This is a genomic window from Acinetobacter portensis, from assembly GCF_010646905.1.
Lineage (GTDB): Bacteria > Pseudomonadota > Gammaproteobacteria > Pseudomonadales > Moraxellaceae > Acinetobacter > Acinetobacter portensis.
On the sequence record NZ_JAAARQ010000002.1, the window covers coordinates 1,694,361 to 1,718,726 of the forward strand.

The 24,366-nt window shown below is 36.2% G+C and carries 20 protein-coding genes and 1 pseudogene; 14 read left to right on the forward strand and 7 right to left on the reverse strand.

The genetic code is table 11. The features are described 5' to 3' along the window. Nucleotides 1–26 precede the first annotated feature (26 nt). The gene (nagZ, locus tag GTK57_RS08060) at nucleotides 27–1,049 is read right to left on the reverse strand and encodes a beta-N-acetylhexosaminidase (protein ID WP_152874735.1); all 1,023 of its coding nucleotides are present in this window, start codon (nucleotides 1,047–1,049) and stop codon (nucleotides 27–29) included. Between the two features lie 195 nt (nucleotides 1,050–1,244). On the opposite strand from nagZ, the gene GTK57_RS08065 reads away from it, so the two are divergent. The 7 genes from GTK57_RS08065 to GTK57_RS08095 all read left to right on the forward strand — a co-directional run bounded on the left by GTK57_RS08065 (nucleotide 1,245) and on the right by GTK57_RS08095 (nucleotide 11,105). Then, entirely contained in the window at nucleotides 1,245–3,440 is a 2,196-nt protein-coding gene (locus tag GTK57_RS08065) for a carboxy terminal-processing peptidase (protein ID WP_163122477.1), read from the forward strand. Between the two features lie 246 nt (nucleotides 3,441–3,686). Continuing rightward, complete coding sequence (locus GTK57_RS08070; RefSeq protein ID WP_163122481.1) at nucleotides 3,687–5,759, forward strand: bifunctional diguanylate cyclase/phosphodiesterase; 2,073 nt, start codon at nucleotides 3,687–3,689, stop codon at nucleotides 5,757–5,759. Between the two features lie 131 nt (nucleotides 5,760–5,890). Beyond that, the gene (locus GTK57_RS08075) at nucleotides 5,891–7,483 is read left to right on the forward strand and encodes a peptide chain release factor 3 (RefSeq protein WP_152874681.1); all 1,593 of its coding nucleotides are present in this window, start codon (nucleotides 5,891–5,893) and stop codon (nucleotides 7,481–7,483) included. An 85-nt stretch (nucleotides 7,484–7,568) separates the two neighbouring features. Continuing rightward, nucleotides 7,569–8,387, forward strand: a complete 819-nt coding sequence (locus GTK57_RS08080; protein ID WP_163122484.1) for a hypothetical protein — start codon at nucleotides 7,569–7,571, stop codon at nucleotides 8,385–8,387. Nucleotides 8,388–8,454: 67 nt separating this feature from the next. Then, nucleotides 8,455–9,405 carry an RsiV family protein gene (locus GTK57_RS08085; protein ID WP_163122487.1) on the forward strand — a complete coding sequence of 317 codons (951 nt, stop codon included), beginning with the start codon at nucleotides 8,455–8,457 and terminating at the stop codon, nucleotides 9,403–9,405. Between the two features lie 6 nt (nucleotides 9,406–9,411). Beyond that, nucleotides 9,412–10,233, forward strand: coding sequence for a TatD family hydrolase (locus GTK57_RS08090; protein ID WP_163122490.1), 822 nt, complete (start codon nucleotides 9,412–9,414; stop codon nucleotides 10,231–10,233). A 101-nt stretch (nucleotides 10,234–10,334) separates the two neighbouring features. Further along, nucleotides 10,335–11,105, forward strand: coding sequence for a tRNA threonylcarbamoyladenosine dehydratase (locus GTK57_RS08095; protein ID WP_163122493.1), 771 nt, complete (start codon nucleotides 10,335–10,337; stop codon nucleotides 11,103–11,105). Between the two features lie 25 nt (nucleotides 11,106–11,130). Here the strand turns inward: GTK57_RS08095 and GTK57_RS08100 are convergent, their stop codons facing one another. Both GTK57_RS08100 and GTK57_RS08105 read right to left on the reverse strand, forming a co-directional pair. Continuing rightward, entirely contained in the window at nucleotides 11,131–12,072 is a 942-nt protein-coding gene (locus tag GTK57_RS08100) for a phosphatidate cytidylyltransferase (protein ID WP_407925919.1), read from the reverse strand. After that, nucleotides 12,072–12,752: a lysophospholipid acyltransferase family protein gene (locus tag GTK57_RS08105; protein WP_163122496.1), complete on the reverse strand. Its 681-nt coding sequence runs from the start codon at nucleotides 12,750–12,752 to the stop codon at nucleotides 12,072–12,074. The genes GTK57_RS08100 and GTK57_RS08105 overlap by 1 nt, the downstream gene beginning before the upstream one ends. Nucleotides 12,753–12,859: 107 nt before the next feature. Here GTK57_RS08105 and GTK57_RS08110 point away from each other — a divergent pair, with 107 nt between their 5' ends. Both GTK57_RS08110 and GTK57_RS14695 read left to right on the forward strand, forming a co-directional pair. Then, nucleotides 12,860–13,255 (forward strand): hypothetical protein, encoded by a 396-nt coding sequence (locus tag GTK57_RS08110; protein WP_163122499.1) that lies wholly within the window; start codon nucleotides 12,860–12,862, stop codon nucleotides 13,253–13,255. 324 nt (nucleotides 13,256–13,579) lie between these two features. Further along, nucleotides 13,580–13,984, forward strand: a complete 405-nt coding sequence (locus tag GTK57_RS14695; RefSeq protein ID WP_228720300.1) for a hypothetical protein — start codon at nucleotides 13,580–13,582, stop codon at nucleotides 13,982–13,984. 135 nt (nucleotides 13,985–14,119) lie between these two features. On the opposite strand, the gene dusA is transcribed toward GTK57_RS14695, so the two are convergent. The 3 genes from dusA to GTK57_RS08130 all read right to left on the reverse strand — a co-directional run bounded on the left by dusA (nucleotide 14,120) and on the right by GTK57_RS08130 (nucleotide 17,773). Beyond that, nucleotides 14,120–15,127, reverse strand: a complete 1,008-nt coding sequence (gene dusA / locus GTK57_RS08120; protein ID WP_163122502.1) for a tRNA dihydrouridine(20/20a) synthase DusA — start codon at nucleotides 15,125–15,127, stop codon at nucleotides 14,120–14,122. A gap of 399 nt (nucleotides 15,128–15,526) precedes the next feature. Continuing rightward, nucleotides 15,527–16,708 carry an MFS transporter gene (locus GTK57_RS08125; RefSeq protein WP_163122505.1) on the reverse strand — a complete coding sequence of 394 codons (1,182 nt, stop codon included), beginning with the start codon at nucleotides 16,706–16,708 and terminating at the stop codon, nucleotides 15,527–15,529. 141 nt (nucleotides 16,709–16,849) lie between these two features. Then, complete coding sequence (locus tag GTK57_RS08130) at nucleotides 16,850–17,773, reverse strand: DMT family transporter (RefSeq protein ID WP_152874673.1); 924 nt, start codon at nucleotides 17,771–17,773, stop codon at nucleotides 16,850–16,852. A gap of 801 nt (nucleotides 17,774–18,574) precedes the next feature. Between GTK57_RS08130 and GTK57_RS08135 the strand changes: the two genes are divergently transcribed. From GTK57_RS08135 to GTK57_RS08155, 5 genes and pseudogenes are all read left to right on the forward strand, one after another. Continuing rightward, on the forward strand, nucleotides 18,575–19,702 hold the full coding sequence (locus GTK57_RS08135) for a Re/Si-specific NAD(P)(+) transhydrogenase subunit alpha (protein ID WP_163122508.1): 1,128 nt from the start codon (nucleotides 18,575–18,577) through the stop codon (nucleotides 19,700–19,702). Between the two features lie 11 nt (nucleotides 19,703–19,713). Next, a complete protein-coding gene (locus GTK57_RS08140; protein ID WP_004783638.1) occupies nucleotides 19,714–20,037 on the forward strand; it encodes a proton-translocating transhydrogenase family protein in 324 nt (107 codons plus the stop codon). A 3-nt stretch (nucleotides 20,038–20,040) separates the two neighbouring features. Then, entirely contained in the window at nucleotides 20,041–21,483 is a 1,443-nt protein-coding gene (locus tag GTK57_RS08145) for an NAD(P)(+) transhydrogenase (Re/Si-specific) subunit beta (RefSeq protein ID WP_152874671.1), read from the forward strand. A 390-nt stretch (nucleotides 21,484–21,873) separates the two neighbouring features. Next, a pseudogene (locus GTK57_RS08150) lies at nucleotides 21,874–23,207 on the forward strand (ammonium transporter). An 11-nt stretch (nucleotides 23,208–23,218) separates the two neighbouring features. Continuing rightward, complete coding sequence (locus tag GTK57_RS08155; protein ID WP_152874669.1) at nucleotides 23,219–23,830, forward strand: hypothetical protein; 612 nt, start codon at nucleotides 23,219–23,221, stop codon at nucleotides 23,828–23,830. 56 nt (nucleotides 23,831–23,886) lie between these two features. Here GTK57_RS08155 and rsfS read toward each other — a convergent pair whose 3' ends face one another. Next, nucleotides 23,887–24,288, reverse strand: a complete 402-nt coding sequence (rsfS, locus tag GTK57_RS08160; protein ID WP_152874668.1) for a ribosome silencing factor — start codon at nucleotides 24,286–24,288, stop codon at nucleotides 23,887–23,889. Nucleotides 24,289–24,366 lie beyond the last annotated feature (78 nt).

Here is a 24,366-nt window from a genome sequence, read left to right on the forward strand (position 1 = left end):
CATCCGAAGATGCTCTTTTCAAATGATTAAGATAATGAGTTTTTGAATGCGACAATGTTATCTCGAACTTTTAGCCATTCATCACCCAATGCAAGTTCATCACCCATTTGAATGTCAGGAATACGTCCACGCATACGTTCTAAACGTGCTTGATTTGGAAGTGGTAAATCGACAATTCCTTCTAGGGCAATACATTGTGCTTCACGATCATTGCAGACTAAGCCCATGTCACAACCTGCTTTTAATGCCGCTTGAATGCGTGAGTCTGCACCACCTGCAACGCAAGCTGCTTGCATGCTTAAATCGTCAGAGAAAAGTACACCGTCAAAATCTAAATCTTTACGCAAAACTTTTTGAATCCAAAATTCAGAAAAACCCGCAGGATTTGGGTCAACTTGGTCATAAATTACATGAGCAGGCATGAGGGCATCAAGTTGTGGTTTTAGCTTGATAAATGTCTGCATATCTTTTTGTTGAATTTCATCAAAAGAGCGTGAGTCGATTGCCGCTGCAACATGTGAATCTGCTTTTACAGAGCCATGACCTGGGAAATGTTTACCTGTAGATGCCATTCCTGCACGTTTCATACCTTTTAAAAAGGCTTCTGCAAGCGGAATAATGTCATCAATGTTTGTGGCAAAACTACGGTCGCCAATCACATCGCTTACATCATTTAAATCGAGTACAGGTGCAAAGCTAAAGTCGATACCAACAGCAAGCACTTCTGTTGCCATTAACCATCCACATTGTTCGGTTAAATCTAATGCTTTATTTGGATTGGTTTTATAAAGTTCGCCAAAACGACCCATTGCAGGAAGTAGGGTAAAGCCTTTTCTAAGGCGTTGAACACGACCACCTTCTTGATCAACAGCAATTAAAATTTCAGGTCGAATTTGTCGCATATGGTCTGTTAGCGCACGAACTTGCTTTGGTGATTCAATATTTCGCCCAAATAAAATGACGCCACCGACTTGCGGAGCTTGTAATAGTTGAATATCTTCTTGGGTAAGTTCTGTGCCAGCGATGTCGAGCATCAATGCGCCAATCATATCGGTATCCGTTTTGGAATTTTTCATGAAAACAATAACCGAATTTTGCAATGATTTGCTACATTTTGTCTGCATAGTTTATGATAAAACTACATTATAAAACTAAACTAAGCTGTTTAAGTCATTGAATCTATCCAATTTCAAGTCAAAATAAGCAAAGAAATTAGACCAAATACCAAGGAAGTACGAATTTTTATGAAACTTCAAACAATAGCGTGTGCAGTTGCAATAGCAACGGGTGGCTTTTTCTTTACCCATGCAATCAATGAAGCCGTTGCTGCAACTGAAATTACAGCCGCGACTAAAAAAATTGTTCCTACTCAAGAGCAGGCTTTAGTTTCTCGTCAATTAGCAACTTTGGTAGATCGACAGCATTATTTAAATCAGCGTTTAGATGCCGATACATCTAAACGAATTCTAGACTTTTATTTAGATAGTTTAGATCCTGAACATTCATTATTTTTAGCACCTGAAATTGAAAAATACCAAAAAAGCTACGGTGCTAATTTCGGTGCGGCATTAAAAGCGGGTGATTTGTCAGGTCCGTTTGTTATCCATGAACAATATCGTAATCGCTTAAAGCAGTTTTATGAATATATGTTGGCAGAGTTGAAAAAGCCGCAAAACTTAAATCAACCAAATGTCACTATTGAAACAGATCGAGAAAAAGCACCATTCTTTAAAACAGAAGCTGAACAGAAATCACATTGGAATAAAATGCTGGTTTCACAACTGATTAATTTAACCATCAGCAAAGAAGAAGAACAGGCGAAACAAAAAGCTTTAAAAGACAATCCAGAATTAGCAAATGGTCAAGATTTAACAGGGCCTGAAGATTTAACCCCAGTTCAGACCTTAACTAAACGATATACACGTCAACTTGAACGTATGAGCCGTGTTAAGAGTGATGATGTACTCGATAAAACACTAAATGCGATGACATTAACGTACGATCCGCACAGTAATTATTTTCCACCTGTAGATGCAATGGAATTAAATCGTCAAACGACGTTGCAACTTGAAGGCATTGGTGTATCCATTCGCCCTGAACGTGGTAATGAAGACTACACCAAAATTGAAACCATTGTAGAAGGTGGGCCTGCAAGTAAATCGGGTCAAATCAAATCGGGAGATCGCATTATTGGGGTTGCCCAAGATGGCGGGAAAATGGTGGATGTGATTGGTTGGCCAAGTAATGAAATTGTTGGGTTGATTCGTGGTAAGCGTGGTACAAAAGTCACCATTAAATTACTTGGTGCAGGTGCATCAATGAATCAAGCACGTACGGTTCCATTGGTACGTGATGTGATTCAAGAGGAAGATGCAGGTGTACGTTCACGTACAGTGGATATCACTCGTGATGGTAAAAAACATACTTTTGGTGTGATTGAAATTCCATCTTTCTATTTAAACTATCGTGCACGTAGAGCAGGAACAGAATACCGTTCAGTTTCTGAAGATACCAATAATGCGTTGAAATCTTTAGCCGCTAAAAATGTCGATGGTATTTTAATTGACTTGCGTAATAATCCAGGTGGTTCATTAGAAGAAGTCGCAAAAATGCTTGGTCAGGTGATTAAGTCTGGTCCTGTGGTACAAATTCGTGACGGTAATGGAAATGTTAGCGTTTTTGAAGATAATGATGGTGGCGCACAAACGTATGCAGGTCCATTGGCTGTGATGATTAACTTGGCTTCGGCATCTGCTAGTGAAATTTACTCTGCTGCAATTCAAGATTATGAGCGCGGTATTGTGATTGGTAGTACCACAACAGGTAAGGGTACAGCACAGATTCAGCTAGATAATTTGGCACATGGTCAAGCGACACTGACACAACGTAAATTTTATAGAATTACAGGTGGAAGTACGCAAAATAAAGGCGTCGTACCCGATATTAAACTTGTAGATATCTACAATGAGGCTTTCGGTGAGCGTAAATCTAAAAATGCTTTAGAGTGGGATACTATTCCAACAGCACCATTTAAACGCGAAGGATCTGTACAGCCGTATATTTCTGAGCTTACTAAGTTATCTCAACAACGTGTGAAAGTTGATCCTCAATTTAAATATTTAGAACAACGTACCGCAATTTCTAAAACAGCAGAGGATAAGAAAACTGCAGTATTGGATATAGATTTGCGCAAAGCTGAATTGAAAGGACTGGAAAAACAAACCTTAGATGCTGAAAATACTCGTCGTCAGGCAACAGGTTTGAAACCGCATGCAAATTGGGAAAGTTACCAAGCATCCTTAGATGCTTTGTCGGAAGCTAGAGCGAAAATGAAAGCTAATAAACGCCCACCATTAGCAGAGGAAGAAACTTTTGTTACCGAAGCTGCAAATGTATTGTTTGACTACAATCAGGTGAATAAAAAAGCAGTTGTTCAATAATAAGAGATAAGACCAGCGATAAGCTGGTCTTATTTTATTTATTATATTTACTCTGTTGATATTTTTGAGTTATAACACTAAAACATGGAAATAAATATGATAAGTGTTTGACCTTTAGTGAATTGTATAACATTCTAGGTTTAGCATTTTATGTTTCTTTACGCGAAAGTTCCGTACACTTTAGAGATGAGTACATAAATTTGTATATGGTGAAAAACAATAAAAAAATAAATGCAGAGGCTAATTATGCTTCCTATTCACTATGATGTTGATTTGGTTATAGGCTCAATAGTTATTTCTATTCTTGCTTGTTACATTGCTTTGTCTGTAGAAAGTACTTTATCTAAAAGTATGCAACACAATACAAATTATAAAAAAATTATTATTTTACTCAGTGGGTTTTTCTTCGGAATTGCCATTTGGCTCATGCACTTTATTGGTATGTTGGCATGTCATTTACCCAATGGATATTATTTCGATTATACCTTAACCATTGTGTCTCTATTAATTGCCTTTATTGCATCTAGTTTTGCTGTTTGGTTAACCACTCAAAAAACGCTTACTCTACCAAAGTTAATGCTAGGTTCTGTGCTAATGGGGCTGGGTATTTCTGGAATGCATTATCTAGGAATGATGGGGCTAATTATTGATGGCTATTCAAGTCATTATGATTTATTGGTTGTCACTTTTTCTGTTTTAATTGCGATTAGTGGTTCAGGGCTTACATTTTGGCTCTTATTTAGATATAAAAATGCGCTGCTAAATAAGGCTTGGTATAAGTTTTTATTAGCAATTATGATGGCACTGACCATTGTTGGTATGCACTATACGGGCATGACTGCAGTATCATTTCATCTAAATTCAGCTTCAAATTCTGAAATTGTTGCGCAACAAAACCAGGGTATCATTTTCTTCTTAATTATATTCGTTACCAGTTTGGTTTTAGCTGTTTCATTGATTATTGCATTATTAGAGCAGCGGCTTGAAGAACGAAATAAAGAGTTGATAAGTGCAAACCGAGAGTTAGCAAATCAATCATTACAAGATAATTTAACGAAATTACCTAATCGATTATTTCTGACAGATTATGCTCATATTCTTTTTTCACAACAGCGTTTGACTCAAGGAAAAAGTGCATTCTTATATATCGATTTAGATCGTTTCAAAGCGGTAAATGATGTTTTTGGACATCATGTTGGTGATCAATTATTAATTCAGTTTGCCAATAAAATTCATAAGCAACTTGCAAGTCATGAAAAACTACTTCGTATCGGCGGAGATGAATTCTTACTTGTGATTGAAGATTCAACGCTCGAATATGCCACTTACACAGCTGAACGTATTCATCAAATTGTTCAAGAGGGTTTTTCGATTGTAGGTAAAGAAATTAATATTTCTATTAGTATTGGAATCGCATTATTTCCAGAACATGGTAATAATTTACAAGACCTACTTATGAATGCCGATTCGGCAATGTTAAATTCAAAAAAACAAGGACGTAATACTTATAGCCTATATAGTTATAGTGATGTTCAGTCTGAGTCAAAAAGTCAAACTAAACTCATTAATGATTTATACAAAGCAGTAGAAGAACAACAATTTATCCTGTTTTATCAACCTAAATTTAAAACCAGCACAGACGAAGTTTGTGGTGTTGAAGCGCTTATTCGCTGGAATCATCCTGTACATGGTTTATTGGGTCCGAATATGTTTATTCGCGGTGCTGAGAAAACTGGTTTGATTATTCAAATGGGCTATTGGGTGCTTGAAGAGGCATGTAAACAAATTCAAATTTGGGAAAAAACAAATCAGACGAATTTCTTCCCATTGGCAGTGAATTTATCAGCTATTCAATTTGAACATAAAAATTTATTTTCAATTTTAGAAAATCTCTTTAGTCGTTATCAAATTCAAAGTGATCGGCTGATGATTGAAATTACAGAATCAACAGCAATGCATCATATAGATACAAGCTTGCATAGCTTTATACGTTTGCGTCAAATGGGTATTAAATTAGCGATTGATGATTTTGGGACAGGACATTCAAGTTTCTTGTATTTAAAACAATTACCTGTAGATGAGCTGAAAATTGATCGTGCATTTATTAAAGATTTAGATCAAAACAGTAAAGATGAATTGATTTTAGAAAGTATTATTAAGCTGGCAACAAATTTAGGATTAACTGTAACAGCGGAAGGGGTTGAAACAGAATTCCAAAAAGATGTATTAACCCGTTTGGGTTGCCATCAACTCCAAGGTTTTTTATTGGGTATGCCAATGCCTATTGATGAGCTAGAACAACTTAGAAATACACCCTAATAAAGATTAAGATTGGTTTTCGCATACATAACATCATGGATGAAAAATCGATAATCGGATACAATATTGCCAATTTTTAATATTGATCACTTTGATCTTTGCGCTGCGAGTTTCTGCAGTAGGTGTATTTAATGAGCTTTAAACAAGAATTAGCAGATCAAGTCGCGCAACGACGTACATTTGCTATTATTTCCCACCCCGATGCGGGTAAAACGACAATGACAGAAAAACTGTTGTTGTGGGGACAGGCGATTCAAGTTGCAGGTATGGTTAAAAGCCGTAAATCTGATCGTGCTGCAACATCTGATTGGATGGAAATGGAAAAAGAACGTGGTATTTCTATTACCACGTCTGTTATGCAGTTCCCATTTAAAGACAAGATGATTAACCTGCTAGATACACCAGGGCATGAAGACTTTTCTGAAGATACATATCGTACATTAACAGCAGTAGACTCTGCATTAATGGTGATTGATGGTGCAAAAGGTGTCGAAGACCGTACCATTAAACTCATGGATGTGTGTCGCATGCGTGACACGCCTATTGTGTCTTTCGTCAACAAAATGGACCGCGAAATTCGTGAACCATTAGAACTGCTAGATGAAATTGAAAACGTCCTAAAAATTAAATGTGTTCCACTTACATGGCCTTTAGGTACAGGTCGTGATTTTGCGGGCGTATTTAATTTAATTGAACAAAAGTTTTATGTTTATAAAGCAGGTTTTGGCTCAGTTATTACTGATATTGAAGTACGTGATGGCTATGACTATCCAGACCTTCGTGAAAAAGTAGGTGAGCTTGCTTGGGCTGCATTTGAAGAGTCTTTAGAACTTGTACAAATGGCAAATGATCCATTAGACCGTGATGAGTTCTTAGCGGGTCGTCAAACACCAGTATTGTTTGGTACAGCTTTAGGTAACTTTGGTGTAGACCATGTACTCGACGCATTTAGTTTATATGCGCCTGAGCCTAAAGCACATCCTACAGCAGACCGTAAAGTTGAAGCGACAGAAGAAGGCTTCACAGGTTTTGTCTTTAAAATTCAAGCGAATATGGATCCGAAACATCGTGACCGTATTGCATTCATGCGTATTTGTTCAGGTCGTTATGAAAAAGGTCTGAAAATGAAGCATGTACGTTTAGATAAAGATGTGCGTATCAGTGATGCTTTAACCTTCTTAGCAGGTGATCGTCAGCATTTAGAAGAAGCTTGGCCAGGTGATATTATTGGTCTTCATAACCACGGTACAATTCAAATTGGCGATACTTTCACTTCGGGTGAAAAACTCCAATTTACAGGTATTCCTCACTTTGCACCTGAAATGTTCCGCCGTGTACGTTTAAAAGATCCTTTGAAATCTAAACAACTTCAAAAAGGTTTGAAAGAGCTTTCAGAAGAAGGTGCAACACAGGTATTCATGCCACAAAACAGTAATGACTTAATTGTTGGTGCTGTAGGTGTACTTCAGTTTGAAGTGGTTGCATACCGCTTGAAAGAAGAATACAAAGTAGATTGCGTGTACGAGCCTGTAAATATTAATACAGTACGTTGGGTTGCATGTGATGATGAAAAGAAATTCAACGAATTTAAGAAAAAAGCACATGACCAATTGTCTGTAGATGGTGGTGGTCACTTAACCTATCTTGCACCAAGCCGTGTAAATTTACAGTTAATGCAAGAACGATATCCAGATATTCAGTTCCGTAATACACGTGAACATTAATATTTAGATGTGAAAAGTAAACAGCTTCCAATGGAAGCTGTTTTATTATGTAGTATGAGTTTTAAAATAAATAAGAGAAGTTTAGATGAATAAGAAACTTTCATATGCAATTTTGGTTGCAACTAGTTTGACCTTGGGTGCTTGTGACTCATCATCTGAACATAAGGACAAAGCAGGTCAGGAGCCTGAAGCAACAGTAAATTCAGCGAATCCTGATATATTACCCTATCTTAATATTAAGCAACAAAGTGCCGATTTCGCTTTGCCATTTTGTGAAAATAAAAATTGCATTGATATTGATATTCAAAGTATTCAAACACAAGATAATTGGCTAAATTCATGGATTGAGAAAAATCAGGCAAGGGTTATTCAAGACCAAATTAGCTTAAATCAAGACATGAATTTACAGCAAGCGATCAATGCTTATGTGAAAAAATCGGATGCTTGGCAATCAGAACAAAAAACGAATACTGCTTTTGAATTGGCAATGTATACACGCATGGCTTATCAGCGCAACCAGTTTATTTTGTTGCAAGTTGGATTAGATTCAAAACAAGAAGGTGCTAAAGTCACAGAGCGTTACTACTTTTTTGCAGCAGATCGAAAGCAGAAAAAAGCACTCAAAATATTAGATATTATTGATGAAAAACAACAACTCAAGATGGATGGTTTTGTGCAAAAAGCCTATCAAGAATGGTTGAAAAAGCAAGATTCATTTGTTCAAGAAAAAGCACCCCAAAAATTAAGATGGGGGCAATCTGATTGGTTTTTCGATCATGAAGGTATTGGTTTACACTTGAGAACAAATGAAGTTGTTAAAGATGCACAACAGCTTGATATTTACTTAACTAAAGCACAAACTCAACAAGTTGTAAAACCTGTAATCTATAAAAATATGTTTTAGTTTCAGGTCAGAATAATTATTTGATATTGCATTAAATAATTGAGAGATGAAAAAGTAGGTTTACTCAATGTTAAAAAACAAAACTATATTCGTCATGAGTACGTTGGCAATTGCAATTTCGCTTGGTGCTTGTCAGCCAAAACACACGGAAAAAAAAGAAGATGCTCCACAAACTCAAGTAGATCAACAGAAATTTGAGCTTGTTGGTGATAATGAAAAATTGTCACTAAATTTACCTGAATGCAAAGATAAAAATTGCCCAGAACTTGATATAGAACGTCTAAATACGAATCATAAGTTTATTGATCAAGTGATAGATCAGAAAATTTTAGAGATTTTAAAAGAAGTTGTAACACTTGCGCCAAATCAAGAGAAAGAAGCAACAAGTGCATCTGTTGCTCAAGTAAGTTCTGAAGTTAGTGTGAAAGATGTACAAACGCCAAAAATGCTGCTTGAGCAAAAAGTTGCACCTTATACAAAATCATTTTTAAGTTTAGATGCTGAAATTAAAGCATTAAGTGCAAATCATAGTATTAATTTAATGATTAAGCCTAAAATTCTAAACTCTGAAGGACCGTTGGCTACAGTTGTATTGAATAGTAGTCATTATTTGGGTGGGGCGCATGGTTCATCATCTCAAACGTATTTCAATTTTGATTTAGAGACCAATAAGCAAGTTAAATTAAGCGATATTGTCGAAAAAGATAAATTAAAAGAATTAGATGCTAAAGCATATGAGGCATTTAAAGCATGGGTTATTGAATCTGAAATTGCCACAAATGTTGAAGAATATGAGCAAGCTTGGAAGTTTAAGTTATCTGATAATTTTAACTTAGGTAAAAAAGGCTTAATTTTGCAATATGCTGAATATGAAATAGGTCCCTATGTTGTAGGACTACCTCGTTTAGTTATTCCATATGAGCAATTAAACGGTATTATTAAAGCGAGATATTTACCAGAACTTTCTTCGAAACCTGTATCAGCAGCAAGTGAAGTTGTTGCAAAAGAAACTAAATAAAAGCATATGACCGTTCGGCTTTTTGATACGCATACACATTTTGATTTTCCCGATTTTGATCATGATCGGGAGCAACTTGCTTATGCGGCAAAAAGTCGAGGGGTTGAACACTTAGTTTTGATTGGTTTTTTAGAATCTAGATTTAATGATTTATTAAGAATACATCAGTTTTTAAATGGTTTAGATTCTGCTCCTCAAAGTCATCTTGCTCCAGGGTTACATCCTTTTTATATTGAAGATCATCAAAAAGAACATCTAGATTCACTTGAAAAATTATTAAAAAGTGAAAGTTGTGTGGCAATTGGGGAAATTGGTTTAGACACTTTTTTAAAACAACACAAAGCACCTGAAATTTACCAAAAACAAAAAGATTTTTTTACTGCTCAAATAGATTTCTCTCAGCAATTTGATAAGCCTATTTTGTTGCATATTCGAAAATCGCATGCCGATGTTCTAGCGATTTTGAAACATCATCATTTTAAAAATGGTGGAATTGCACATGCCTTTAGTGGCGGAGTAGAAGAGGCAAAAGCATTTGTGAAATTGGGTTTTAAAATTGGTGTTACAGGTCAAATTACCAATCCAAATGCAAAAAAATTGCATCAAGTTGTACATGCGGTAGGTGCTGAAAATCTTGTGCTTGAAACTGATTGTCCAGATATGACACCACTGTGTTGTCAGGCAGTAGATGGAACTAAATCGCGTAATACACCTGTGAATTTGCCTTTTGTATTAGCGGGTTTAGCTCAAACTTTAAATATCAAAAATGAAGAATTAGCCGAGCAGCTTTGGAAAAATTCCTTTCAAGCTTTAGCAATTCAAGAATAAATTTAAATTTTATCATCATAAAAAATTCAAGTTGATAAACAAGACGAATGATGTGAAACACAGTAAAATAAACTCAGTTTTAATTTAGATTTTATAGTGCAATGACTGAACTTCTTCAAGATGATGAATATGATCGCCGTTTTGCTGGTGTCGCTAAAATATACGGTGATGATTCCTTTAATCATTATGAAAAAAGTCATGTAATGGTGATCGGTATTGGTGGTGTTGGTTCTTGGGCTGTTGAAGTGCTTGCACGTACTGGTATTGGCGAATTAACTTTAGTTGATATGGATGTCGTTGCAGCATCTAATATTAATCGTCAGCTTCCTGCAATGACATCTACTTTGGGGCATGAAAAAATTGAAGTGATGGCAGAGCGTTGTCGTTCAATTAATCCAAGAATAAAAATTAATTTAATAGATGATTATTTAACACCTGAAAACGTCTCTGAAATTTTAAAAGGTCAGCCTGATTTAATTTTAGATTGTATTGATGATGTGAAAGCAAAATTTACACTGATGTTGCATTGCCGTTTTAATAAAATTCCGCTGATTGTATCTGGTGGAGCAGGTGGGAAACTCGATCCATTAAAAATTCGAGTCGCAGATTTATCTAAAACTGAACAAGATCCAATGCTTGCAAAATTGCGAACTCAATTACGTAGCAAAGGTATTTGTAAAAAGCCCAAAGAAAAGTTTGGTATTACCTGTGTTTATTCTATTGATAATCCTTTTTCTAGCGCAGATGTATGCCCAAGTGCAGGATTACGTTGTGGCGGTTATGGCTCTGCTGTTGTGGTGACTTCAAGTTTCGCTATGGTTGCGGTTGCTGAGGTTTTGAAAAAGTTGGATCAAAAAAAATCGAAGCAATAAGCTTCGATTTTTAATTCGAGAGCAATTAGCCCCACCAATATCGTAAAATATGAAAGAAAATTGGTGCAGAAAAACAAATAGAATCTATTCGATCTAACATTCCACCATGACCTTGAATGAGATTTCCCCAATCTTTTACACCTCGGTCACGTTTAATTGCAGACATTACCAAACCACCGAAGAAACCAAACATACAAACAATGAATCCGATTAATGCCGCTTGCCAATAATTAAATGGTGTAAGCCATGACATAGCCGCGCCTAAAGCAGTTGCAAGTGCAATACCACCAAATAAACCTTCAATGGTTTTTGATGGAGATAGAATAGGGGCAACTTTATGTTTACCAAATAGCTTTCCACATACGTATTGCAGGACATCAGATGTTTGCACAACCATAATGAGCCAGATGGCAAGCCAAATTTTCTCGCCAGCAAACCCATGTACTTTCAAATTTAATAAGGCTGGTACGTGGGAAATGCAGAAAACGCTGACCATTAATCCCCACTGAATTTTAGAGCTACGTTCTAGAAAGTGAGTGGTATCTTCAGCTTTTAAGCTTGCAATGGGTACAAGTAAAAAGACATAAAGTGGAATAAAAATAGAATATAAGCCATACCAATCTGTATAAATTAAATAATATTGATAAGGAATAACAAAATAGAATGCAATAAGAAGTGGGAAGTAATCTCCACGACGTGTAGGTAAAAGACTAATAAATTCGCGTAAAGCAAAAAATGAAATGAGCGCAAATAAAATGATAAATGCAGTTTTACCTAAAGAAATAGCCACAGCTAAAACAATGAGCATGATCCACCATGCATTAATACGTGCATTCAAATTATCAATAACAGGAGAAGCTTGTCCTTCTGTACGACGTTTTAAAATAAAGCCAACACTTGAGGCAAAAATAAGAATAGAAGTAAAAATGCCAAATAAAAGATAAGTTGCAGATAGGTGCTGAAACATTATTGCAGCTCCTTTTGTTTTAATTCTAAAAGTTGTTCACGTGCATGCGTTAAAAACTCAGATTTTTCCCATACAGGGTTAGTATCTAGTGGTTTTCCAAAAATAACGGTCGATAAAAGTGGTAAGGGCAAAAATGCACCTTTAGGCATAACCCGCTTAAGATTAGTAATCCAAACAGGTACAATTTCGACATGTGGAAATTGTTGTGCTAGGAAAAATAAGCCACTTTTAAAGTTGAGAAGTTCATCATCATCGCTTAAATTCCGAGTGCCTTCGGGAAAGAAAATAATAGAGTTTCCTTCTTGCAATGCTTCTTTAATGGTACTTAACGGATCACAGCCTTCATTGCCACTACGTTTAATAGTAATTCCCGAAAAGGTATCTTGAATTAGAAAGCGTTTGAAACCATCTTTAAGCCAATAGTCCGATGCCGCTACAGGGCGAGTTTGCTCTCTTAAATTTTTAGGTAGTGATGACCATAATAAAATGAAGTCGATATGACTATTATGATTTGCATAGTAAATGCGTTGCATTGGTTCGGGTTTACAGCCATCCCAAAGGCTTCGTGCTCCTGTGAGTAATCGTGCGCTACGACGAATAATAAAAGAAATAAAGCGTGCGATAGGACGACTTATATATTTAGAACTGGTCGTTTTTGGGTTTTTTATATCGTTGTTCATATTCAATAATAACTATATTTGCTTTTTATAATTGGGATATTACGTGTTGTGTAGGATAGCATAATCAACTAAGGTGTACGTCTTTTAAGCAATTATTCTGTATTCAGATGGTTGAAAAGATAAAAAATACACAAAACTATGATGTTCTATCCGCCATATTTGCTAGTTTACTTTGGGGATCTTGGTCTTTTTATATTAATGTGGAAGATGGTTTTAATGCGGGGCTAATTGCTGCATTCACACAAGGTATTTCTAGTTTTTTAATTACACTATTTATGACATATTTAATTGAAAAACAATTTAACTTCTATCATATGAAGTGGATTGAACTTCTAGCTCTACCAATATGTACAGTGCTTTTTACGGGGTCTTGTTTAGTCTTGGCTCATACAATAATGAACACGCCTAGTATTGTTAAAACGGTTACACCTGCACTTTGCTTTGCAACGATATTTGCATTTATTACGAATTTTAAACTGCATAGGCAGATTGATCATTCATAAACGATCAAGCTAGATCAGTTGCTATCACTTTTGAAGAAATTTAAAAAATAAGAGATTGAATATTGAAGAACAACGACTTGAAAATCGACGTCCTTTAAAAGTCAGAGATGTGGGTTTAGTTACTTAATTTACACGTTGGTTAAGTCAAAAATCGATTACACCCAATCATATCTCTTTATTCAGTATTGTTTTTGCATTATTTGCTGCAGCAAATCTTATTGCGACATTGTATACAGCTAATTTAGCTAAATTTATAAGTTTTATTTTGGCTGCTTTTGTATTCAAGGGCGTTTACTTTGTAATTTATTCGATGGGCTTGTTGTGGTGGAAGGGGGAAAGTCGACTGCATCAGGTGAATTATTTAACGATATTCCAGATCGTATTTCCGATCCTTTAATTATTATTGTTGCGGGCTATTCTATTGTAAGTGTGGGCTATGGTGATGTGTTAGGTTGGTGTGGAGCACCTTTAGCAGTTTTAACAGCATATGTACGTACACTTGTGGTTTCTATTCATGCACCTGCAAATTTTACAGGACCAATGGCAAAACAACATCGTATGGCTTTATTAACATTTGCCTGTATTGCACGAGCAATAGAACAAACTTGGTTTGAGCATGATTACGTAATGGTGATTGCCTTGGTCATTTTAAATATTGGCGCATTGATTACAGTTTGGCGTAGAACGAAAATTGCATATACATATTTAGAAAAAGATACGACAAAATAATAAGCTTATAATTTGAATTAAAAAAGAAGATATGAAATAGACTATTTAGACGGTCGTTTTAATCATTTGAAATTTGGTGTTTAAAAAGTGGATAAGTTTAAAACTTATCCACTTTTTATGTATGTAATGAAAGAATTATTCAGCCTGTTTGTTTTGGATATATTCTTCAGTACGTTGCATTGCATCTTTAATATTTTGAATGGCATTTTCAACATCTGCATACGTTTTTGCATTACCGCCACTTAAAGCCTGACGCCATTTTCGTGCACCTGGTAAGTTTTGGAATAAGCCTAAAATATGTCGAGTGATAATTGAAAGTGGTGCGCCTTCTTCCATGCGTTTTGCAATGTACGGCATCATTTGATCCATAATATCGAAACGATTAGGTGCTTCTAAATTCCATAATTGACCGAGTTCAGCCAATAAATATGGATTATGATAAGCCTCACGACCAATCATCACACCATCCACATGTTTTAAATGTTCTTGTGTTTCATCAAAAGTTTTCACGCCACCATTAAGCTCAATTAAAAGATTAGGACGATCTTGCTTTAAACGATAAACATCTTCATAGCGTAAAGGCGGAACATCACGGTTTTCTTTTGGTGATAAACCTTGTAGCAAAGCAATGCGGGCATGAACGATAAAATTATTACAGCCTGTTTTTGCAATAGTATCTACAAAATGCAGCATCTCTTCATAAGATTGCATGTCATCAATCCCAATACGATGTTTTACCGTAACAAGAATATCAACAGCATTTTGCATTTCGGCAATACATTCTGCAACAAGGTCAGGCTCTGCCATTAAACATGCGCCAATTTTGTTGTTTTGTACACGGTCACTCGGGCAACCTACGTTTAAATTGACTTCATCATAGCCCCAGTCCTGTGCCATTTTTGTACAGATCGCAAGGTCTTTTGCATTCGAGCCACCGAGTTGTAAAACAATAGGATGTTCTTCATTGTTGTAATCTAAATGACGATTTGCGCCACCAAATAGAATTGCACCCGTCGTCACCATTTCGGTGTACATGATGATATTGGGGTTAAATAGACGTGCAAAAAATCGATAGTCTTTTGTTGTCCAATCCATCATAGGTGCTACTGAGATACGTGGCGTTAAAGACTGGATTGAAGACATAAAAAACCTGAATGAGATAACAAGAATGCGAATTATACGGTGTTTATAAAAAAAATCTAATTTTGAGTGTTTAAAGATGATGGATCTTACATTTGAAAAAATAGGAAATTTTTTGTTAGGTTAATAAAATTAAACAGATTTAAATGTTCTGATTTTTAATATTTTGATTTGTTTTTAGTCTGAATATTAATGAAACAAAATAATAAATATTTATAATAAACAGTACAATATATATTAACAATATTAGTTAATTCTATTAAAAGGTAAGTGTTTGAAAATTTGTGCGCCGAAAAGTGTATGACACCTTCTTAATTTTTACGTTAGCTGATTAGGGGGTGTTTGGAGAAAAATACTAAGTCTTTTGTTTGTTAAAAAACCTAATTAGTAGAGAGTTTAATTTTATTCAGCTTTTGAAAGATATTTTTTATCTAATAACGCAAAAATTGCAGCGGCAATAACTAAGCAAATGCCAACAATACAACTCATTTCCCAAGCGCCATGTCTCCAAGCATAAATACCAAGTGCTGAACCCGTTGCACCGCCAATAAAGTACATGGTCATATAAATTGAGTTGATGCGTGATTTTGAATCTTCACGTAGGCGAAACACAATATTTTGGTTACTGGTATGAACTAAGGCAAGTCCAAGATTAATAAGTCCAAAGCCAATAATGTAACTAATTAAATAATACTGTCCTAAATAAAGAAAAATCCAACTTATAGCTAAGGTTGAAATACCTGCCCATGTAATGGTTTTGGTATGACCACGGTCAGCAAATTGCCCAACTTTTTTGGTCGATAGCGCACCAAATACACCCACTAATGTCACAATACCTACGGTCATATCAGATAAGCCAAAGGATGATTTAAGCAACAATGCAATGGTTGAAAACAATACGCTCATCGCTGCAAAGGCAAAACCACCCACACAAGAACGAAAAATTAAACGAGGCTCCTGTTTTAATAAATCGAGCATGGAACTAAAAATTTTGCTATAGCTCATTTTTGTAATGGGCAATTGTGGTAAACGAGTTGATAGTAATACCGCAATAATTAACATGAGCACGGCACTGACTAGATAAATCACATTCCAATGAAATAAATTAGAAAGTAGTCCAGATAAACTTGTTGAGAGTAAAATACCAACAAGTAAACCGCTCATGAGTAGGCCAACAACTTCGCCAATTTTTCTAGGTGCAACGCTCATTGTCGCAAATGGAATAAGGACTTGGGCTGCAACAGAAAATAGTCCAGCCATAATTGTACCTACCCATAACATGGGAAGATTCACTGAAAAGGCGCATAAAAAAAGCCCGATAGATGCCATGAACATCAATAGTGGAATGAACTTGGTTTTATTTACAATGTCGCCTACAGGCACAATAAAAAGTAAGCCTAATGCATAAGATACTTGCGCAAAAGTAACAGTGAGCGCAACTTGATCAATAGGTGCTTGAAAGTATTCGTGTATTGAGTTAATGAGTGGCTGGCTATAATAGTTCGCTCCCGCACACAGTCCACACGCTATAGCCATTAACCAAAGTAAGGCTTTATCTTGGCTAATATCAATTTTAGACTGCATTCTTTTTCCTTAAAGACAAACGAACATGGTATTTACCGAGTGTGCATTTAACTCAATAGATTTTAGCGGATTGTGCAAAGTGCGAATCAGCTTAATTGGGTACCGTATAATTGCATAAATAACACGAGATCTTTATTGTATTCATGCAAGTTTTTTCTTGGCTAAAGTAATCATAAGCACACCAATAATATTTAAAGCACATCCAATCCATTGAATAGTATTTAAGCTTTCACCTAAAAATAATGTTGCTAAGATAATGGTGAGGATAGGACCAATAGATGCAATCATTGCAGTTTGGGATGCCCCCAATCTGGCAATACTTTGAGCGACTAAAATAGTCGGTAAAACCGTGACCAATAAGCCTAAGGCGATACCATACCAAATCACACTTGATGGTAAGGCGATAAGTAAGCCAATAGGATCGGGCGTTGCAATATAATAGTGTGTCAACATCCCAATGCAGGCAATACTTAAAGCCAAACCACTGAAATTCCAAGAGCCAAATTTACTAATTAAGCGTGGAGTGAGTAATAAGTAAGTTGCAAAGCTGATGGCACTTGCGAACACTAAACTTGCACCTAACCAAAAATTACCTTCGTGTGGCACATTACTTTGCTCTTGTAACATCACAATAACAGTACCACCATAACTTAGAGCAATGGCAAAAATACTTTTCGCACTTAATGGTTTCTTATAAATAAAGCTTGTCGCAATAACCGTCAATGTTGGATATAAAAATAAGATAATTCGTTCAAGCGAGGCGCTAATGTACATCAGTCCTGCAAAATCGAGCCAACTTGAAAGGTAATAACCAATTAAGCCTGCAATAATTAAAATTCCCCAATCTTTAGCTGCAATATTTTTATTGTGCGAACGATTCAACCAAACTAAAAGTAAAAAGAAAGGCAATGAACTCAGCATTCTTAAAGCCATTAAAACGGTACCATCAACAAGTGGTGAAAGTTCATAGGCTTGTTTAATGAAGATTGCTTTGGTACTAAATAAAAATGCAGCTGTAACGGCAAAAATAGTACCGACTTGCGTTTTGGTAAAAGATAAATTCATTGGATACTGCACATTTTAGGGAGGGTAGATGACTATAGGCAGTATAAAGACTTATCGAAAATAGGTTAAATGCAAAATAATGATGGAACCAAGAACATCTTGGAATGAAACGTTAAGCATGAAATCTTTCTAGGAATTATGAGTGCACAAAAAGAGTGCAATAAATGAAACGTTATAAATTGTCTAAATGATTAAATATATATTTTTTGAAACATTTAGATTTATCAAAAGCATTAAATCATTAGATGTGTGGAATATAAATTGAATTTCATTGTCTTTTAACTATAGAAATACTTCTTAATTTTATGAATTTAATAATGCAAAATTAAACTGAATTAAATCTATTTCTTTTGTGTTGTTTAAAAATAAAACAATGTCAGTTAAGTCAATGCCATTAAAAATTGTGCTACAAAAACCTATAAAAAGGCTATCGTTGTTAGAAATTTTAAAGAATAAAAAATTATTGAAAAGTTGATCTTTTCTGTCAGAAATTCCAGTCTAAATTTTAAGCTAAAAAAATAAGCATCGTATTCCGTTAATCTTCATATCTTAAATGTAAAAATGGTTGAAAATAGTACATAAAAAATAAGATTTTCACTTCAGTAAATGCATGTTGTTTATAAAATAGCATTATTTTTTTTATGAATTGTCAGTTCAAATTTCCTATATTTATTAAATAAATAGTAGGTAGTAATTTAAAAAACTTTCATTAGAATCCAAAAAAGCAAAGAAATTATATCTTGTGGGGAATGCTGCATATTTGCAGTGTTTACTAAAGGAAAATTAGCTTGAGGGATGCTCATGCAGATAGGAATTCCAGCAGAAACGATTGTCGGTGAAAACCGAATTGCCGCTACGCCAGAGACTGTAAAAAAGTTGATTGGTGCAGGACATTCAGTCGTTATTGAACGAAATGCAGGTGTGAAAGCAGCATATATTGATCGTGCTTTTGAACAAGTTGGGGCAAAAATTGTAGATGATGCCTATACAGGCAGTCAGATTATTTTGAAAGTTCGTGCGCCTAAAGGTGACGAAATTCAAAAGTTAGCGCCACACTCAACTGTTGTTGCAATGTTTGATCCTTACCGTAATACAGAATTGGATCAATTTGCAGCGAAACAAGTTTCTGCTTTTGCATTAGAGCTGTTGCCTCGAACATTATCTCGTGCGCAAAACATGGATGTGTTGTCATCTCAAGCAAACTTATCTGGTTATAAGTCTGTGCTTTTGGCTGCTACAGAATATCAACGTATGTTCCCCATGCTCATGACTGCAGCAGGTACAGTAAAACCTGCGCGCGTGGTCATTATGGGCGTGGGCGTTGCAGGCTTACAAGCCATTGCAACGGCAAAACGCTTAGGTGCGATTGTTGAAGCAACAGATTTACGCCCAACGGCAAAAGACCAAGTGGAATCTTTAGGCGGTAAATGGTTAGACGTTCCAATGTCTGCCGAAGAACAACAAAAAGCTGCAGATGCTGCAAAAAATGGTTATGGCTGGATGCCGGGTGAAGAATATATTCGTGATCAAGCTGCAATTGTCGATAAGGCTGTCTCTAATGCAGATATCGTGATTACCACTGCGCTTTTACCGGGTCGTGATGCACCTCGATTAATTAAAGCGGAAACCGTTGCCAAAATGAAACCAGGTTCAGTCATTTTAGATATGGCTGTTGAAACAGGTGGCAATGTAGAAGGTTCAGTTTGTGGTGAAACAACTGTTACAGAAAATGGCGTGAAAATTTTAGGTGTTCCTAATATTCCTGCAACTGTTGCAACGGAAGCATCTGCGCTATACGCACGTAATGTTTACAATTTTGTTGAAACACTTTTTGATGCAGGAAAAAACTTTGTCATTAATCAAGAAGATGAAATTCAAAAAGCATTACTCGTGACTCATGGCAGCAAATTGCTGTTCAAACGTGGTTAAGGAGAATTTTCATGGTTGAAACTATTACAATTTTTGTCTTAGCCATTTTTGTTGGTTACTACGTGGTTTGGGGGGTTACACCTGCATTACATACGCCTTTAATGGCTGTAACAAATGCACTTTCATCAATCATTATTGTGGGGGCCATGATTCAAACGGTTGGCTTGCCTATGGTTGGTGTGGAAGGTAGTGTCGATTTCCAAACAATTAATGTTGTGAGTGTTTTAGGCGCAATTGCTGTTTTCTTAGCAAGCATCAATATTTTCGGTGGCTTTGCGGTAACTGCGCGAATGCTTGAAATGTTTAAACCAAAGCAAAAGAAAAAAGAGGGTTAAGACATGGATTTTATTCGAGACTATGCAGATTGGTTTTATCTGATTGGCGCCGTACTTTTTATCTTAACTTTACGTGGTTTATCTGGTCCTAAAACTGCTATTGCAGGTAACCGCTACGGCATGATTGCAATGGCAATTGCTGTGCTCACCACATTTTTTGTGGCTGAAAACCCTGTGGTTTGGATGATTATTGGTGCAATGGTATTAGGTGCAATTGTAGGTATTGCGCGTGCACGTACTGTTCCAATGACACAAATGCCAGAAACAGTTGCGCTAATGCACTCGTTGGTTGGTTTAGCTGCGGTGCTTATTGCTGTTGCAGCCATTATTCACAATAATAAATTAGCTGAATTAGATGTTGGTTTACTACAAGCGAATGGTGTGAATTTCCACGAAATGAGCAAAGTTCATTTGTTTGAATTGTTCGTAGGATGTTTTGTGGGTGCAATTACTTTTACTGCTTCTGTATTTGCATACGGTAAATTAGCAGCAAAAAAATGGGCAAAAACCATTTCAGGTGTATGGGTTAAACCTGTTCAAGCATTAATCTTCATTGCAATGCTCGGCTTTGGTGTACATTTCTTTTTAACAGGAAATATGACTTCTTTCTGGGCAATGACAGGTCTTGCACTTGCATTTGGTTGGGTTTGGATTGCACCTGTAGGTGGTGGTGATATGCCTGTGGTTGTCTCACTTCTCAATTCATTTTCAGGTTGGGCCGCAGCAGGTATTGGTTTCACATTAGAAAACAATATGTTGATCGTTGCAGGTTCGCTTGTGGGTTCTTCAGGTGCGATTCTGTCTTACATCATGTGTAAAGCGATGAACCGTTCAATCATCAATGTGTTATTTGGTGGTGCGATGGGCGGTGCTGCACCTGTAGTTGCAGTAGGAGATAAAGCACCACGCAACCATCGTTCAGGTTCAGCAGATGATGCAGGTTTCTTAATGTCAAATGCTGACAGCGTTGTGATTGTACCAGGTTATGGTATGGCGCAAGGTCGTGCACAAAATGCGGTAAAAGAACTAGCGAACATCTTAAAAGAGCAGGGTGTAACTGTTCGTTTTGCCATTCACCCAGTGGCAGGTCGTATGCCGGGTCATATGAACGTATTACTTGCAGAAGCAGATGTTCCTTATGAAGACATCTTGGAGATGGATGAAATCAACTCTGACTTTCCTGCAACAGATGTGGTGCTTGTGATTGGTGCAAATGACGTTGTAAACCCTGCCGCAAAAGACGATCCAAGCTCTCCAATTTATGGCATGCCAATTTTGGAAGCACATAAAGCACGCACAATTATGGTGATCAAGCGTTCTATGGCAACAGGTTATGCAGGTTTAGATAACGACTTGTTCTATAACGATAAAACTATGATGATTTTTGGTGATGCGAAAAAAGTTGTTGAAGATATGACAAAAGCCATTAATGGTAATGGTCACTAATCCGAAAATCTTTCCAGCCCTTCTTTTATAAAGGGGGAATTTGGAGCATAAAAACCACCTTTCGAGGTGGTTTTTTATTTGGGTTAATTAAAACAAGTTTTAGTATTTAATTTTTTTTATGAAGATGATTTGAGCTTAAAAAGCTTAGATTAAAAGGTGAAATAGATAAGCTGCATATTATTGATGCGCAAAAATAAATGTGATTTTAAATAGTGCATATCTTGAGAATAATTTTGTGAAATTTTGAATAAGAACTTTGGGTAAAGAAAAGACATCATCATAAAAACACTAAAATAGTGCATGAATTTATGACTTTAAAGAGAATAAAAAATAGCCGAATAACTTGGCATAGTTGTTGCAAATTTATGCTTCAATCTTGGGGGATTGTGCATGAAAAAAATAAACTATTTGGCATTGCTACTTTTAGCAATGTGTTCAACTGCTTGGGCTGACGAAACGCTAACAACAGCAAAAAACATTCAAGAAATACGAATTTCACTTGATAGTGTTTGGGTGATCTTGGGGGGATTTTGGTATTCTTTATGCAGGCAGGCTTTGCACTTGTAGAAAGTGGCTCTGTACGAAGTAAAAATACAGTGAACGTTTTAATGAAAAACTATATGGATGCTTGCCTTGGTGGCTTAGTTTTCTGGTTAGTTGGTTTTGGTTTAATGTTTGGTGTGAATGGTACAGGATGGTTTGGATTCAGCCATTTTGCTCCAAATGATTTAGATGATTGGAACTGGAATTTACTCTTCTTTCAAATGATGTTTGCTGCAACAGCAACTACAATTGCAAGTGGTGCAATGGCAGAGCGGATTCACTTTGTTGCTTATGTCGTTAGTGCTGCTGTGGTATCTGGCTTTATTTATCCAATTTTTGGTAGCTGGGCATGGGGTGGCTTATTCAACGGTGAGGGGTGGTTAAAGCAACTCGGCTTTATTGATTTTGCAGGATCAACAGTAGTGCATTCAATGGGGGGATGGGTCGCTTTTGCAGGAATTATAGTTTTAGGTCCACGTTTAGGCCGTTTTGGTAAAAATGGGCAAAGTCACTATTTAGCAGGACATAACATGCCTTTGGTGGCATTGGGTGGTTTTATTTTATGGCTTGCATGGTTTGGTTTTAACGCAGGCTCAACCATTAATGCCAATGTGAGCATTGGTCGTATTGCATTAAATACACACTTGGCAGCATGTGCCGCAGCCGTAACTTATATGATTTATGCATTAGTTCGTGGTAAAGCCATTTTAATGAAAACAACCATTAATGCATCTTTAGGTGGACTTGTTGCTATTACCGCAGGTTGTGCATCGATGACACCGTTATTTGCTGTTATTACAGGTGCTTGTGCAGGGTTAGTGGTCAGTACAATGCCTTATTTAATGGAAAAATTACGCTTAGATGATGTTGTAGATGCAGTTACAGTTCATGGCTTTTGTGGTGCTTGGGGGACTATTGCAGCAGGATTGTTCTTAGAAAATAACATGTTTAATTCAGATATTTTAATTGTTCAAGCTTTGGGCGTGGTGTCTGCATTTGCTTGGGGTTTTGGTGTTGCATATATCGTATTTAAAATTTTAAATAGCGTGCTAGGTGGCTTACGTGTAGATAAGCAACATGAACAACGCGGCTTAGACTATACAGAACATGCAGAATTATCTTATCCCGAGTTTCAAAAAGATGTGACGTTTGAAACAGACCATATAAATAAACGCCATTAAGGAGCTGAAAAATGTCGAGCGAATTATTGAGCATTAAACAAAAAAGAGAAGCAATAGGTCGTGGGCTAAGTGCTTATATGAACGAAACTTCATTGCAAAGAGTTTTAAGTTATTGGGAAGATGAATACGGTAATCAACCTCCTTTTGTTCTCAATAAGTTTCTGACCGAAATATGCAATACAGATGAGTTGCGCTTCTTTAAAAAAGACATTTTGAAGAAAGTTTTAGGTGAATTAGCAATAATTGAAAAAGAAGTGCTGATGAATCCTGTGAAATCTTCAGCTTTAAACAATGTCACTTTATCTAAGCAAACCTATGAAGCATTTATGTATTTTGTTCAAGAGGTCTGTAAAACGGTTCATTTAAAAACTTTTGGTGAATTTAATATAGATGTACAAAATATATTAATTAATGAAAATTTTGAAATTTTGACCAATTCTCAAGTCAATGAAAAAGTTTTCTTAGATTTCATTCCTACGGAAATGTATGCAAAGTTTATTACGGCATTATATGAAGTATATTGTGAATATTATGGTCCGCCCAAAGCAGATCATGTTTATGCGCAGTTGAAAGAAAAAATTAAGCAGACTTATCCAAATGTAGAAATGAGTTCTTTGCTATAAAAATCAGGCAATAAAAAAGCGGCCATTGAGCCGCTTTTTTATTTGCTATATGAAACTTATGCTACAGATTCTGGAGTAGCGCGCCATAAGTTTTCTAGATCATAGAATTTACGTGCTGTTGGAAGCATTAAATGCACAACAACAAATCCAAGATCAACAAGAATCCACTCTGCATCACGTTCACCTTCAACACCAAGCGGGCGGAAACCAGCTTTACGTGCTTCTTCAGCTACGTTGTTTGCAAGTGATTTAACATGACGAGTTGATGTGCCACTAGCAATAACAATAGCATCTGCTACGTTGCTAATAAGGCTGATATCAAGTTCAACAATTTCTTTTGCTTTTACATCTAGGAGAGCTTCGCGTACAACTTTCAAGCAAGCTTGTACGTCTTTACTTTGAGAATTCATTGCGAGATCGTGAGAATTAGAAGCGCCGGGCGATGGTTCTAAATTCATAGAAGGTATATTTTCCTGACAATTATGCATGATCTAATATAGCTGTTTTTTAGCTAAAATTCAATCAAAACTATTTTT

What these genes read in the sequence shown, in the direction of transcription:
- nagZ (WP_152874735.1), bottom strand. Translation starts at nt 1,049, where the DNA reads ATGATTGGCGCATTGATGCTCGACATCGCTGGCACAGAACTTACCCAA.
- GTK57_RS08065 (WP_163122477.1), top strand. Translation starts at nt 1,245, where the DNA reads ATGAAACTTCAAACAATAGCGTGTGCAGTTGCAATAGCAACGGGTGGC.
- GTK57_RS08070 (WP_163122481.1), top strand. Translation starts at nt 3,687, where the DNA reads ATGCTTCCTATTCACTATGATGTTGATTTGGTTATAGGCTCAATAGTT.
- GTK57_RS08075 (WP_152874681.1), top strand. Translation starts at nt 5,891, where the DNA reads ATGAGCTTTAAACAAGAATTAGCAGATCAAGTCGCGCAACGACGTACA.
- GTK57_RS08080 (WP_163122484.1), top strand. Translation starts at nt 7,569, where the DNA reads ATGAATAAGAAACTTTCATATGCAATTTTGGTTGCAACTAGTTTGACC.
- GTK57_RS08085 (WP_163122487.1), top strand. Translation starts at nt 8,455, where the DNA reads ATGTTAAAAAACAAAACTATATTCGTCATGAGTACGTTGGCAATTGCA.
- GTK57_RS08090 (WP_163122490.1), top strand. Translation starts at nt 9,412, where the DNA reads ATGACCGTTCGGCTTTTTGATACGCATACACATTTTGATTTTCCCGAT.
- GTK57_RS08095 (WP_163122493.1), top strand. Translation starts at nt 10,335, where the DNA reads ATGACTGAACTTCTTCAAGATGATGAATATGATCGCCGTTTTGCTGGT.
- GTK57_RS08100 (WP_407925919.1), bottom strand. Translation starts at nt 12,072, where the DNA reads ATGTTTCAGCACCTATCTGCAACTTATCTTTTATTTGGCATTTTTACT.
- GTK57_RS08105 (WP_163122496.1), bottom strand. Translation starts at nt 12,752, where the DNA reads ATGAACAACGATATAAAAAACCCAAAAACGACCAGTTCTAAATATATA.
- GTK57_RS08110 (WP_163122499.1), top strand. Translation starts at nt 12,860, where the DNA reads ATGGTTGAAAAGATAAAAAATACACAAAACTATGATGTTCTATCCGCC.
- dusA (WP_163122502.1), bottom strand. Translation starts at nt 15,127, where the DNA reads ATGTCTTCAATCCAGTCTTTAACGCCACGTATCTCAGTAGCACCTATG.
- GTK57_RS08125 (WP_163122505.1), bottom strand. Translation starts at nt 16,708, where the DNA reads ATGCAGTCTAAAATTGATATTAGCCAAGATAAAGCCTTACTTTGGTTA.
- GTK57_RS08130 (WP_152874673.1), bottom strand. Translation starts at nt 17,773, where the DNA reads ATGAATTTATCTTTTACCAAAACGCAAGTCGGTACTATTTTTGCCGTT.
- GTK57_RS08135 (WP_163122508.1), top strand. Translation starts at nt 18,575, where the DNA reads ATGCAGATAGGAATTCCAGCAGAAACGATTGTCGGTGAAAACCGAATT.
- GTK57_RS08140 (WP_004783638.1), top strand. Translation starts at nt 19,714, where the DNA reads ATGGTTGAAACTATTACAATTTTTGTCTTAGCCATTTTTGTTGGTTAC.
- GTK57_RS08145 (WP_152874671.1), top strand. Translation starts at nt 20,041, where the DNA reads ATGGATTTTATTCGAGACTATGCAGATTGGTTTTATCTGATTGGCGCC.
- GTK57_RS08155 (WP_152874669.1), top strand. Translation starts at nt 23,219, where the DNA reads ATGTCGAGCGAATTATTGAGCATTAAACAAAAAAGAGAAGCAATAGGT.
- rsfS (WP_152874668.1), bottom strand. Translation starts at nt 24,288, where the DNA reads ATGAATTTAGAACCATCGCCCGGCGCTTCTAATTCTCACGATCTCGCA.